This window comes from Tautonia plasticadhaerens, assembly GCF_007752535.1.
Classification (GTDB): domain Bacteria; phylum Planctomycetota; class Planctomycetia; order Isosphaerales; family Isosphaeraceae; genus Tautonia; species Tautonia plasticadhaerens.
In genome coordinates this window covers 6,148,615-6,162,185 of the sequence record NZ_CP036426.1, presented here as the reverse complement: position 1 = coordinate 6,162,185, position 13,571 = coordinate 6,148,615, and the positions used below count along the sequence as shown (strand labels likewise).

The following is a 13,571-nucleotide window of genomic DNA, read 5'->3' as shown; positions in this document are numbered from 1 at the left end:
GCGCGATCGGTAGAACCCGGCCGGGAAAAGGGGGTCGCTCGTGCAACTGGGGATGATCGGTCTGGGCCGGATGGGGGAGGGCATGGTCCGTCGCCTCCTTCAGGCCGGCCACGAATGCGTCGTGTTCGACCTGAACCGCGACAAGGTCGACGAGCTGACCGGGGCCGGGGCCGTCGGCACGAATTCCCTGGAGGACTTCGTTTCCAGGTTGGCGCCACCGAGGCCGGTCTGGTTGATGATCCCGGTGGCCTTCGTCGACGAGATGATCGGGAAGGTCGTCCCGCTGCTGGAGCCGGGCGACGTCATCATCGACGGCGGCAATACGCATTATCACGATGACATAAGACGGGCCAAGGAGCTGGGGCCTAGGGGGCTGCACTACGTCGACGTCGGCGTCAGCGGAGGCGTCTGGGGCCTGGAACGCGGCTATTGCCAGATGATCGGCGGCGAGGCCGGGGTGGTCGGGCGGCTCGGCCCGGTCTTCGAGGCGCTGGCCCCACCGGTGGAGACCGCGGAACGGACCCCCGGCCGCGATCAGGTTGACGGCAGCACCGCCGAGCACGGCTACCTGCACTGCGGGCCGACCGGCGCCGGCCACTTCGTCAAGATGGTCCACAACGGGATCGAGTACGGCATCATGGCCGCGTACGCCGAGGGCCTGAACATCCTCCGCCACGCCGATGTGGGGTCGAGGCAGCACGAGAAGGATGCCGAGACGACCCCGTTGAGGGACCCGGAGTTGTATCAATACAACTTCAATCTCTCGGAGGTTACCGAGGTCTGGCGTCGGGGCAGCGTGATCGGCTCCTGGCTGCTGGACCTGACGGCAAAGGCCCTACTCAAGGACCACGACCTCGACGCCTTCTCCGGCCGGGTCTCCGACTCCGGCGAGGGCCGATGGACCATCCAGGCCGCCATCGACGAGGCCGTCCCCGCGCACGTCCTGACGACCGCGCTCTATCAACGGTTCGCGTCCCGGGGCGAGTCCACCTATGCCGACAAGGTGACCTCGGCCATGCGCAAGGAATTCGGCGGCCACGTCGAGAAGCACTCGGCCGGCATCTGAGCCGGGCAGGCCGTCCTCGGCCCCGACGGGGGGCCGGGGTCGGGCCGAACTCGGCCCGCCGGCTCGCGGCCTCTCCACCCGGTCGGGACGGCCGATCACCCCGGATGCCTCCCCCCAATGCCTGGATCGCAGCCGCTCCGGACCACGGCCGAGCATCGTCGCCTACTGGACGTCATGGGAGACGACCGGGACAACGTGAGTTGGAGGCGTTGGGGTCCCTACGTCTCCGACCGGTCCTGGGCCACCGTCCGGGAGGACTACAGCGCCGATGGCGAAGCATGGGACTTCCTCCCGCACGATCTCGCCCGCAGCAAGGCATACCGTTGGGGGGAGGACGGCATCGCCGGGCTCTGCGACCGCTACCAGATCCTCGTCTTCGCCCCGGCGTTCTGGAACGGTCGGGACCCGTTCCTCAAGGAGCGTCTCTTCGGCCTGACCCCGGCCGAGGGGAACCACGGGGAGGACGTGAAGGAGTACTACTTCCACGTCGACAACACGCCGACGCACTCCTACATGTCGTTCCTCTACAAGTATCCCCAGGGGCGATTCCCCTATGAGGAACTCGTCGATGAGAACAGGGCCCGTCAGGGCCAGGGACTCGAATTCGAGTTGATCGACACAGGCGCCTTCGACGACGACCGCTATTTCGACATCGAGATCGAGTACGCCAAATTCGACGAGGAAGACCTGGCGATCCGGGTCACCGCGAGGAACCGAGGCCCCGACCCCGCCCCCCTCCATATCATCCCTCAGCTCTGGTTCCGGAATACCTGGTCCTGGGCGGGCGGAGACGGCCGCCCCCTCGACGAGGGGGACGAGCCCCGGATCTCGATCGCCCCCCGTCGCTCCCCCTCGTTCGTCGAGTTGTATGCCGACGACTCCCCGTCCACCATCCCCAAGGGGATGCCGATCCCCTATTCGCTGGGCCGTCGGAGCCTCTACGTCGACCCCGGCATGGAGCCGCTGTTCACCGACAACGAGACGAACATGCCCCGGGTCTTCGGCCCGGGGAATGTCAGCCGGAAGCCGTTCGTCAAGGACGCGATCCATCGGACGGTGGTCGACGGCGAGGCCTGCACCAACCCGGCGGAGGTCGGGACGAAGGCCGGACTCCTGTATCGCTTCGAGGCGATCCCTCCGGGGGGTTCGGCGACCGTCCGGCTCAGGCTCTCCGACAAGATTGGTCAGGACGACCCCCTCGGGCCGATCGACGAGCTGATCGCCCTCAGGCGAGGCGAGGCTGACTCATTTTACGGGGCGATCAGGCCGATCGGCGCCTCGGACGACGAGGCGATGATCCAGCGTCGGGCCCTGGCCGGGATGCTCTGGACCAAGCAGATTTACCTGTTCGACGTCCACGACTGGCTCCGGGGAGACGACCCCGGTTGGCCCCCGCCCGACTCGCGATGGTCAATCCGCAACCAGCACTGGCTGCACCTGAACTCGATGCGGATCATGAGCGTCTGCGACAAGTGGGAATATCCCTGGTTCGCCTCCTGGGACCTGGCCTTCCATTGTGTCCCGCTGGCGCTGGTCGACCCCCAATTCGCCAAGGATCAGCTCTGGGTGCTGCTCTTCGAGCAGTTCCAGCACCCCAACGGCCAGATTCCCGCCTACGAGTGGGAATTCTCCGACCTCAACCCCCCCGTCCACGCCTGGTCCGTCTGGCGCGTCTACCACATGGCCGCGCAGTTCGACCAGAAGCACTACGGGCGGGAGGCGAGGGATCGGGGATTCCTGGAACGTTGCTATCACAAGCTATTGATCAATTTCGCCTGGTGGGTGAACAAGGTCGACCGCCAGGGGAATAACATCTTTGAGGGCGGCTTCCTCGGGTTAGACAACATCACGATCGTCGACCGCAGCGAGCCGTTCGCGGACGGCACGGTCATCGAGCAGGCCGACGCGACCGGCTGGATGGGGATGTTCTGCCTGAACCTGATGCGGATCGCGCTGGAGCTAGCGAAGGAGAACCCCGTCTACCAGGGGATGGCGACGAAGTTTTTCCAGCACTACGCGTACGTCGCCGCCGCGATGAAGAGGATGGGGGGACGGGACTATCAGCTCTGGGACGAGGCTGATGGGTTCTTCTACGACGTGCTCCGCTATCCGAACGGGGAGTTCCACACGCTCCGCGTCCGATCGCTCGTCGGCCTGATCCCGCTCTACGCGGTCGAGCGGCTGGAATCGGCCTGGATCGACCAGTTCCCCAGCTTCAAGGCCAGCCTGTCCTGGTTCCTGAAGAACCGCCCCGACTTGGTGAGCGACGTCGTCCACGAATGCCCGAGCGAAGATGGCCAGGGGGTCACCCTGGTGCTGACGATCGTCGACCGGGAACAACTCCACCGATTGCTCGAGCGTGTCTGGGATCCGGACGAATTCTTGAGCGAGTATGGCATCCGGAGCCTCTCCCGGGCCCACGCGGATGCCCCGTTCCGGTTCGACGACCGCGTCGTCGGCTACGAGCCGGCCGAATCGGTCTCGAAACTCAAGGGGGGGAACTCCAACTGGCGGGGGCCGATCTGGTTCCCGACGAATTTCCTGCTCATCGAGTCCCTGCGCAAGCTCGGCAAAGCCTGGGGGAACACCGACGGGATTTGCCGGGGCGACGCGGTTCTCACTTACAACGAGATGGCCGCCGATCTGGCCGATCGGCTGATCGCCATCTTCCGCGCGACGTCCGAAGGGATGCGTCCGGTCTTCGGCGGCTCAAGGGTCTTCCAATCGGACCCTAACTGGCGTGATTACCCCCTCTTCTACGAATACTTCCACGGCGACGAGGGGGCCGGGCTCGGCGCCTCCCATCAGACTGGCTGGACGGGGCTCGTCGCCTGCCTGATCGACGAGTGGAAGGCCGAGTCGGGGACCGTGGGGGTGCCGGGAAGCTCCGATCAGGTCGTTACGAAAGACCCGCCCCCCGCGACGGTCCGGGGCGGTGAACGCGTGGATTGAAGACCGGCCGGGCGTGGGCTCGCGACCGTCGCACCACCATGGTATGATCTTCAGGAGTCGGGGATCTTGGTGGCGACGATCCCACGACGGGATCGGGGAGAGGGCGGGTAACGGTCAGGGGATCGGGGCGTCCATGGCCGATCGATCGAATCACTACGAGGCGGCGTTCGAGGCTCATGTCCGATCCCTTCGCATCCCTTGCGTCGCGATCGACGAGGCCCGGCGCGCGGTGGCGGGCGAAGGCGACCTGAAATCCCCGGATTTCCTGCTCTATCCCCGGTCCGGCCTGAACCTCGTCGTCGAGGTCAAGGGGAAGCTCGGCAAGAACGCTTCGGGCCGCCGTCGTTGGGAAAATTGGGTGACCACCGACGACCTCGACGGCCTGGTCCGCTGGCAGGAGTTGTTCGGCCCCTCGTTCCGGTCCCTCCTCGCCTTCGTCTATGCCGAGCGGCCGCCGACCTTCGGCCTACCCTCGGGGGAGGGGGGATTCGCCTTCCGGGGCCGGATCTATCGCTTCTGGGCGGTCGGCCTCGACGACTACATCGCCCACCTCCGGTCCCGCGGGCCCTCCTGGAAAGCCGTGGCGATGGCTCGCCTGGAATTCCGAAGACGCGTCCGGCCCCTCGACGACTGGATCCCGGCCCCCCCCGAATCCCGGGGCCCTCGCCGACCATCCCTCCCCAAGGAGCCGTCCCGATGAGCACGATCGCCCGCCCCTGCCGGGGAGCGGCCCTCGCATTGGCCCTCTTCCTGGCCTCCCCCTCCGCCGTGGACGCACAGGACCCGAACTTCGGGGCCCCGCCGGCCGAGGGGGCCAGCGAGGGCAAGCCCATCTTCGGTTACCTGGCCGTGGGCGCCGGATGCATCGCCATCATGTTCGTGCTCTGCATCTCCGCCCGGCGGTGACGTGCCCCCGGCCGAGCCGCCGAAACCTCCGATCCCGTGATCGTCGACCGACTACCTGACACGCTGAAGCCCCGCACATGCTAACCGCCCCGACTTCCCGCCCGTCGCTCGACGAGGTCACCTCGATCTACCGCTCCCCCGTCCTGGAGCTGATCCTCCGGGCCGCCGAGGTCCATCGCCGGCACCACGCAATCGGCGAGGTCCAGGTCTGCCGGTTGCTTTCGATCAAGACCGGCGGCTGTCCCGAGGATTGCGCGTACTGCCCCCAATCGGCCCACCACCGGTCGCCCGTCGCCTCGGAACCGCTGATGGACGTCGAGGCCGTCGTCGCCGCCGCCGAGGAGGCCAAGGCCGATGGCGCGACCCGGTTCTGCATGGGAGCCGCCTGGCGGGAGGCGAAGGACGACGCCCGGTTCAATCGCGTGCTCGAGATGATCCGGCGCATCAAGGGTCTCGGCGGGCTCGAGGTCTGCACGACCCTGGGAATGGTCACCGCCGACCAGGCCCGCCGCCTGAAGGAGGCCGGGCTCGACGCCTACAATCACAACCTCGACACCTCCGAGTCGTATTACGATCGGATCATCACCACTCGGTCGTACGACGATCGCCTGGAGACACTCCGGCACGTCCGGGAGGCCGGGGTCTCCGTCTGCTGCGGCGGGATCCTTGGGATGGGGGAGTCGGAGGAGGATCGGATCGCCCTACTCCACACCCTGGCCAACCTGCCGGAGCACCCCGAGTCGGTGCCGATCAATGCCTTGGTCCCGGTCGAGGGGACTCCCCTGGCGGATCAACCCAGGCTCGACATCTGGGCGATGGTCCGGGCCGTGGCAACCGCCCGGGTCCTGATGCCGACGGCGATGGTCCGACTCTCCGCCGGCCGATTGCAGATGAGCGAGCCCGAGCAGGCGCTCTGCTTCCTCGCCGGTGCCAACTCGATCTTCGCTGGGGAGAGGCTCCTGACGACTCCGAACCCGGATGTCGACGCCGACGCGATGCTGTTCGCCCGGCTCGGCCTCCACGCCCGGGAGGCCGACCCCTGCTGAGGACAGCCGTCCCCGGCCCCCCCGGTCCCCGAGCATGATCGAGTCGAGCAGGAGTCGCACGCCCAGGGTCGTCGTCACCGGCATCGGCCTCCGGACGGGGCTCGGGCCGGACGCCGTCTCGACCTGGGAGGGCCTGCGGGCGGGCCGGTCGGCCGCCCGATCGCTCTCGTCGATCCTGCCGGGGCACGGCGGACGCTGGCACGGCTACCCCGCCCATCCGGCCAATCGTCGGCAAACGACCCCGGGCGAAAACGAGGTGAGTGAGGCCGTCCGGGATGCGAGGCTGTTCGAAGGGGAGCGGCCGAACTTCGACCCGGACCGAGCCGCGACGGTGATCGGACTGAGCAAGGGTGACATCGGCCGATTGGCCCGGGCGCACCGACATTTGCATCACGGAGGGCCTGCGGCCCTGGACGCGGTCGATCCCGACTGGACCCGATGTTGGCCGGATGCCGGGGCCCGGTCCGCGTTCGAATCGCTCGGACTCCGTGGCCCGAGCATAGCTCCCGTGGCCGCCTGCGCGACGGGGCTGATGGCGGTCCTCCGAGCGGCCGAGTTGATTCGAATCGGAACGTGCGACCTGGCGCTTGCCGGGGCGACCGAGTCCTCGATTGAGCCCCTCGTCCTCGGCGCCTTCGCTCGGATGAGGGTCCTGGCCCGGGTCGGGGAGGATCCGATCGCCGCGGTCCGGCCCTGGGATCGGGCAAGGAGCGGCTTCCTCGTCGGGGAAGGGGGTGCGGTCCTCGTCCTGGAGCGGGAGGAGCATGCTCGTCATCGCGGGGTCCTCCCGTACGCCGAGGTCCTGGGCGGGGCGTTGGGTTCCGGGGCCGGGCACGAGACGAGGCTCGATCCCGACCCGGGCCGGTTCGCGATGCTGATCGCCGAGGCGATGACGCGATGCGGCGTCGTCCCGGACGAGGTCGATCACGTCAATGTGCATGGGACGGCGACCAGGGACAACGATCCCCTCGAGTGCCGGGCGATCCGACGGGCACTCGGCTCCCATGCCGATGGGGTGTCCTGCTCGGCGAACAAGGCGCAAATCGGCCACCTCCTCGGCGGGTCGGGAGCCGTGGAACTGGCGATCACGTGCCTCGCCATCCGGGACCAATTCGTGCCCCCGACCCTGAACCTCACCGACCCCGACCCCGCCTGCGACCTGGACGGCACCCCCGGGGTCGGCCGGTATCGGCCGATCGGGACGGCCTTGAAGTTCTCGATCGGATTCGGGGGCCACCTGGGAGTCGCCGTGCTGCGGCGCCCCGATGGGCCCCGACGACCGTCGGTGCCGATGCCCCCGAGACCACCTCGCCGAAGCGAATCCCCATGACCCCCGATCCCCTCTCCTGGATCGACGAGATCTCAGAGCAGCGCCGCCGGCTGGGCCTGGAGCGGGGCCTGATCCCGCTCGGCCCGGGTCGAACCGGCAGGGCGGAGCACCAGGGGGGAGACCTGATCGACTTCGCCTCGAACGACTATCTCGGCCTCTCGGGCGATCCGAGGGTCATCGCCGCCGCGATCCGGGAAGCCGAGCGGCATGGCTGGGGGGCGGGTGCGTCTCCGCTGGTCTCGGGTTGGAAGGATGCCCATCAGGAGCTGTCGGACGCGCTGGCCGCATTCGAGCGGACCGAGGCGGTCGTCCTCTTCCCGACGGGATACGCGGCGAACCTCGGCACGATCTCCGCGCTGGTGGGGCCCGGGGATGCGGTCTTCATCGATCGCCTGGACCACTCGAGCCTGGTCCAGGGCGCGCGGCTCTCCGGAGCCGCGTTGCGAGTCTACCCGCATGGTGACCTCGATCGCCTCGTGACGGCCCTGGACCGGGGGCGTGATCGCCATCGTCGAATCCTCATCGCCACCGACGGGGTCTTCAGCATGGACGGCGACCTCGCCCCCCTGCCCGAGTTGGTGGGGATCGCCGAGCGGTTCGGGGCGATGTTGCTGGTCGACGAGGCCCATGGGACAGGAGTCCTCGGGCCCGACGGCCGGGGGGCGGCCTCCGCCCTCGGGGTGGCCGATCGGGTGCCGATTCGCGTGGGCACCCTGTCCAAGGCGCTCGGGTCGATCGGCGGCTTCGTGGCCGGGTCACGCAGGCTCGTCGACCACCTGATCAATCATGCCCCGACGTTGATCTACTCCACCGCGCTCCCCGCCCCCGCCGCCGCCGCCGCGAGACGGGCGCTGCGGATCGTCGTCGAGGAGCCGTGGCGACGGGATCGGATCCAGGAACTGGGGCGACGGCTCCGGGATCGGCTCCGAGACGGGGGTTACGCGGTGCCCGAGTCGACCGGGCCGATCGTCCCCGTGCTCCTGGGGGATTCGGCCTCGGCCGTGACCCTCTCCCTCGCCCTTCGAGCGGAGCGGATGATCGTCCCCGCGATCCGCCCGCCGACGGTCCCCCGGGGATCCGCCCGACTCCGGATCGGGTTGTCGACGAGCCACCTGGATTCCGACCTCGATGCGCTCGTCGACGCGATGGTTCGGCTGAAGCCGCGATGAGCAACGACCCACCCCCCATCAGGACGGGGGCGGGTCGGGGTGAGGAGTCCGGCCGATGGGTCGTTCCGATCAGCCGCCGACCCGGTCTCGGAGGGTCTGCAATTCCTCGATTTCTTCGGGGGAGAGCTGACCTCGGGCCTCCCAGGCCCGGGCGAGGTACTGGCCCGCGCGGGCCGATCGCTCCCGGTCCTCGGCGATGAGGCGACCCATGTGGAAATTCAGGACGGCGAGGTCCGGGGACTGCTTCAGGCCCTCGGAGAATGACTCCTCGGCATCCTTCTGACGGCCGACGGCCTGCTGGATCGAACCGAGCGTGTCGAAGAACTCCGCGGGCAGCGTCCTGCGCTCGACCCGCCCGAGTAGCCCCTCGGCCAGTTCCAGGGCCTCTCGATCCTGCTTGAAGTGTCGGTGCAGGATCCAGGCCTTGTTGTTGATCGCCTCGATCGACTTCGAATCGATCGCGAGGACCTTGTCGTACATCGCCACGGCCTCCTCGAGCAGGCCCCGGGCCCGGCCGGGGTCGTCCTGAGACTCGGCGTGGGAGAGGAGGATGTCGCCGTGCGTAGTGAAGACCATCGGGTTCTCGAGCAGGCCCGATGCCCGCTCGGCCCAGGGCTGGGCGAGGTCTGGTCGTCCGCCTCGGTGGAATCCGAGTGCCAGCGCCAGCGAGACGGAGCCGCTGGTGTCGCCATCGCCGGCATTCCGGGCGATCTGCTCGGCCTCCGCCACCAGGCCCTCGCCCGAGGCGGAGCCGTCGACGGGCGGCAGGACGAGGTAACGGACGAGGTCCGAGAGGATCTGGTCGTCGCCGGGGATCGCTTCTCGGGCGGCGTGCATGGTGGCGACAGCGGCGGGGGTGTTCCCCCGGAGGTGCTCGATCCGGGCGATCTCGAGGTAGGCACCCGAAAACAGGGGGTCGCCCTCAACGGCCTTCCGAAGCAGGGCGAGGGCCTCGTCTTGCCGGGCGGCCACCTGCTCGGCGGTCCCGGACTGGGCGACAATCGAGGCGGCCTTCAGCAGGAGGGCTGTGCCCATCGAGGGGGACCGCTCCAGGATGCGCTCGGATTCGACCCGGGCCTCGTCGGCCCGGCCGACCGAGAGCAGCAGCTGACCCAGGACCAGGCGGATGTCGTCCCGGTGGGCGTTCTGGTCGAGGGCGTCGCAGTAGGCCTGGATGGCGCGGTCGTCGAAGCCCTGGTCCCGATATGCCTGGGCGCGGAGCAGGGGGCCGATCGGCGAATCGGGGTTGATCTGTTCGACCTGTCGGGCGACCGCCTCGGCCCGGGCATAATCGCCCTGCCGCATGGCCAGCTCGCTCTCGGCCTGGGGGAAGCGGAGGTCGTCGGGGAAGCGCTCCCGGAACTCCTGGAGCAGTGCGAGCGTCCGGCCGTTCAGTTCAACCTCGTCCTTCCGACGATCTTCGCGGGCGGCCCGGACCGCCTTCGAGGAGACGATCGTGATTAGGCCCGAGGCGAGTCGGGCGTTCATCGGGGTCGCGTCCAGCAGGGTCTCGACCAGCGACTCGGCCTCGTCGAGTCGGCCCTCGCGGGTATAGAGGTCGACCAGCAGGCGGCGGAGCTGGTCGCCGTCGGACTCCCCTTCGGCTTTCTCCTCGGCGAAGGCGAGGGCCGCGTCGACCCCCTCCGAGTCGCGGATCAACTCATAGATCGTCCGTGTCAAGTCGATCGAGTCCGGGTGGACCTCCAGCCCGTCCTCGAGCGTGGCCCGGACGCCCGAGATCGTGTCCTCGGTGGCGTCCCCCTCGGCGGCGAAGGCCGCGAGCATCAGGTAGACGGCGGGGGGCTGCTCTCCGAGTTCGATCGCGGAGCGGAGCCGGTCGACCGCCTCGGCCGTCCTGCCTTCCTCGTCGAGCAAGTAGGCCTTGAGGACGACCGCCCCGGAATGGCCCGGCTTGTGATCCAGGACCTGGTCGACCAGCTTGCCGGCGAGTGCGGACTCGCCGTTCTGTCGGAAGAAGTCGGCTGCCTGGACGCGCTCGTCGATCGTCGAATCGGGCTCGTTGAGCAGCGCGATCAGCTCCTTCTTCGCCTCGGGCCAGTCGCCCTTGTGGGCCCGGGCGGCGATCAACCGCCATCGTGCGGCCCGGGTCATCGACTCGGAGGTGCCGTCCTCCACGATCGACTGGAGGCGGGCGATGGCCGCGTCGAAATCGCGGCTCTCCATCGAGAGTTCGGCGAGCGACCACTCGGCGGCCGTGGAGAGCGTAACTCCGTCCTTCAGCTCCTTGACGGGGTGGTCGCGGAGGATCGCCTGGAGGACCTCGGCGGCGCGGGCGGCGGAGCCATTCGCGGCGTCGAGCTGGGCGTTCCAGAAGAGGGCGACCTTGTTGCTAGGGTCCTTCTTGAGGGCCGCGTCGAAGGCCCGCGAGGCGCCGGGATAGTCGCGGCGGCCGATGCAGATCTGGGCGTCGAGCAGGTCGGCGGCCGAGGCCTCCGGCCAACGGGACCGGATCGTCCCGACGGTCTCGCTCGCGGCGTCGTAGTCTTCCCGGACGATGTCGAGCATCGCTAGCTGGATCAAGGGCGAGGTCACGCCGGATCGCTCGGCGGCCTCGGAGAGGATCGAACGGGCCTCGTCGACGCGGTTGAGTTGCGGGGAGGCCAGGATCCGGGCCCGGGTCTCGATGACCGTGAGTTCATCGGGGTGCTCGGCGAGGAAGGCGGCGAGCACTTGTTCGGCCTGCTCGGCCTGCTCCTGCATGAGCAGGATCGCGGCGTCGAGTACGGCGAGTTGGGGGTCGGCCGGGTACTGCGCCCGGGCCCGATCGAGCGTGGCGGTCGCCTCGTCGATCCGTTCGAGGTCGATGAGGGTCGACACCGCGAGGGCCTCCAGCGTCGGGGTGCCCTCGCCGCGTTCGCGGAGCATGTCGAGCTGGGCGAGTCCGGCCTCGGGGCCGTCCATCGCGATGGTCAGCTCGGCGAGCCGGAGTGAGACGGCCGGCGGGACGTCCTCGCCGTCGACGAGCGCACTGCTGTAGGCCGTGCGGGCGACTTCCAGGTCGCGGGTCGATCGTCGGCCCCGGGCGATCTCCCCCTGGAGCAGTCTGATCGTGCCGGCGAGTGCGGCAAGACTCGGATCTCGGTCGGCGGAGCCGACGAGCCGGTTGACGATCCGCTCTGCCTCTTCCGGGTACTCCGCCTCGAGGAGGCTCCAGGCGGCCCAGATCTGGTAGCGAGGCTCCAGGGTCCCGGGCCGGACTTCCTCGGCCCTCTGGGCCTGGAGCAGGTGCTGTCGCCCGAGCCCGGTCTCGCCCGACATCATCAAGGCGATGCCGTAGAGCGCCTTGGCCATGACCACGTTGGGGAGCTTGACGGTCGCCTCCCTGAGGTGCGACCTCGCCGCGATCAGCGCCTTGCCCTGCTCCGGACGCTCGGCTTTCGTCCCCGGTCCGGTCAATCCGGATCGTTCGAGGCCGATGGCGCCCTGGAACAGGTGGCCGAGCCCTTGATACTCGGGCCTCGTGCCGGCGATCAAGGCCTCGATGTGCGGCCCGGCCTTGGCGAAGCGGTCGGCATCGTTTGTGTCGGCGAGGGCGGCCTTGATGGCCGTCTCGCGCATCCGCATCACGTCGTCCTGGAGCGAGGCATCCTTGAGGACTTCAGGGGTCAGGGCCGTCTGGATCACCTCCAGGCAGCGCCCCCGGTCCCCCCGCAGGTTCAGGTGCTCGGCGAAGGCCTGATGGACCCAGAGCCCGAGCTCCTCGTCCCCTTCCAGGGTGACCTTGAACCCCCGATCGATCGAGTCGGCGAGCGCCTTCCAGCGATCTTCGGCCGAGTCCGCGTCGGCGAGGACGAGGGCGTCCCGGACGCGCTTCGAAAGCCGGTGCAGCTCGACCACCCGGTTCGCCTGGAGGTCGGTTTGGTCGAGGATGAGGTCGGCCTGTCCCTGGATCCGGGAGAGGATCGGAGCCTGGGCCTCGACGGCCTCGGCCCGCTCCAGCCCGAGAACCAGGAGTCGGAGTCGACAGAGCTGGTCGAGCTCCTCATCCCCTTCGGCAGGTCCGGCCCCTGCGGCCTGCGCGAGGATGCGATCGAGCGAGGCGACGTCCTGCGACGCCTGGGCGATCCGGGCTTCGATCCAGTTGGTCCGATCGCGGCCGGGCGCGACCTTCTTCAGCGTCTCGAAGATCCGGCCGGCCTCAGTGACGTTCGCGGGGGTCGCGTCGAGGGCCTCGGCGGCCAGGACGTAGAGGGCATCGGCGTCGTCCGGGGCGAGTGCGATCACCTCCCGGGCCCAGTGCGCCTGTTCGGCGGGGTTGTCGCCGGAGAGGCTCTCGGCCAGCAGCGCCCGGCGGGGCTCGAGGGCGGTCTTGTCGTACTTGGTCGCCTCCAGGAGGTGACGCAGCCTCAGGCCCTGGAGGTGGGGCCGCTTCGAAGGTTCGGCCCTGGAGAGCCACTCATCATAGAACCCGGAGAGCTCCCGGTGGGTCTCGGCCCGCCTCGGGTCGACCTGGCTGGCCTGGAGGAAGTAGATCTCCGCCTCCTCGAACCTGCCCTCCTCCTTCGCGGCGCGGGCCTGGGCGAGGATCTCCTCCGCGTCGGCCTGGCCGGAGACGAAGACGAAGGCCAGGAGCCCGCAGAGGGCCACGGCCACGAACAACCCCGAGAGGACGATCAGGGGCTTCCAGCGGACGGACATCGGTCTCTCCTCCGTGCGAGATGCTGCGTCGCGAGGGGATCGCGCACGCTCGAATCCGTTCACAACCCTTCCGCTCGGCAGAGGATTGCGGGTCTACGATGAGTTGCGGTCGGGCCCGCGACAGGGCGAGCTGGCGTTCGTCGGTTCCATCCTCAACGGTGACATCTCACGATGTCTCAGGGGCGCCGTCCATGGCTCGCGAAGCTCGGATGTGAGACCAGGTGGGAATCGGGGCCTCGTGCTGACGTCCGTCCTGGCGGTCCGGCATGGGGCCATGGCACGGCACTTCTATATCACATCCCCCTCGAGCTGTACCAGATCGCTCCCGGCGTTTTTTCCCGACGCGGACGGATCGCGTCTGGGCCCATGCGATCCCGGTCGGAATCCCGGGTCGAATCCCGACAGGGACGAGGAAAAATCCCCGGACCGGTCCGGACGGGACC

At 68.8% G+C, this 13,571-nt stretch carries 8 protein-coding genes; 7 read left to right on the top strand and 1 reads right to left on the bottom strand.

What is annotated here, in order from left to right:
- The first annotated feature begins 40 nt into the window (after positions 1-40).
- The 7 genes from gnd (at position 41) to ElP_RS24685 (ending at position 8,469) form a co-directional block, all read left to right on the top strand.
- Positions 41-1,066, top strand: coding sequence for a phosphogluconate dehydrogenase (NAD(+)-dependent, decarboxylating) (gene gnd, locus ElP_RS24715; protein ID WP_145274483.1), 1,026 nt, complete (start codon positions 41-43; stop codon positions 1,064-1,066).
- Positions 1,067-1,183: 117 nt separating this feature from the next.
- The gene (locus ElP_RS24710; RefSeq protein WP_145274480.1) at positions 1,184-4,018 is read left to right on the top strand and encodes an MGH1-like glycoside hydrolase domain-containing protein; all 2,835 of its coding nucleotides are present in this window, start codon (positions 1,184-1,186) and stop codon (positions 4,016-4,018) included.
- 133 nt (positions 4,019-4,151) lie between these two features.
- Positions 4,152-4,718, top strand: a complete 567-nt coding sequence (locus tag ElP_RS24705) for an HYExAFE family protein (RefSeq protein WP_145274477.1) — start codon at positions 4,152-4,154, stop codon at positions 4,716-4,718.
- Positions 4,715-4,924, top strand: coding sequence for a hypothetical protein (locus ElP_RS24700; protein ID WP_145274475.1), 210 nt, complete (start codon positions 4,715-4,717; stop codon positions 4,922-4,924). The genes ElP_RS24705 and ElP_RS24700 overlap by 4 nt, the downstream gene beginning before the upstream one ends.
- Positions 4,925-5,001: 77 nt before the next feature.
- Complete coding sequence (gene bioB, locus ElP_RS24695) at positions 5,002-5,970, top strand: biotin synthase BioB (protein ID WP_145274472.1); 969 nt, start codon at positions 5,002-5,004, stop codon at positions 5,968-5,970.
- Positions 5,903-7,300, top strand: a complete 1,398-nt coding sequence (locus ElP_RS24690) for a beta-ketoacyl-[acyl-carrier-protein] synthase family protein (RefSeq protein ID WP_315852645.1) — start codon at positions 5,903-5,905, stop codon at positions 7,298-7,300. Before bioB ends, ElP_RS24690 begins: the two co-directional genes overlap by 68 nt.
- On the top strand, positions 7,297-8,469 hold the full coding sequence (locus tag ElP_RS24685) for an aminotransferase class I/II-fold pyridoxal phosphate-dependent enzyme (protein WP_145274466.1): 1,173 nt from the start codon (positions 7,297-7,299) through the stop codon (positions 8,467-8,469). Before ElP_RS24690 ends, ElP_RS24685 begins: the two co-directional genes overlap by 4 nt.
- Before the next feature lie 69 nt (positions 8,470-8,538).
- On the opposite strand, the gene ElP_RS24680 is transcribed toward ElP_RS24685, so the two are convergent.
- A complete protein-coding gene (locus ElP_RS24680) occupies positions 8,539-13,128 on the bottom strand; it encodes a tetratricopeptide repeat protein (RefSeq protein ID WP_145274463.1) in 4,590 nt (1,529 codons plus the stop codon).
- Between the last annotated feature and the right edge of the window lie 443 nt (positions 13,129-13,571).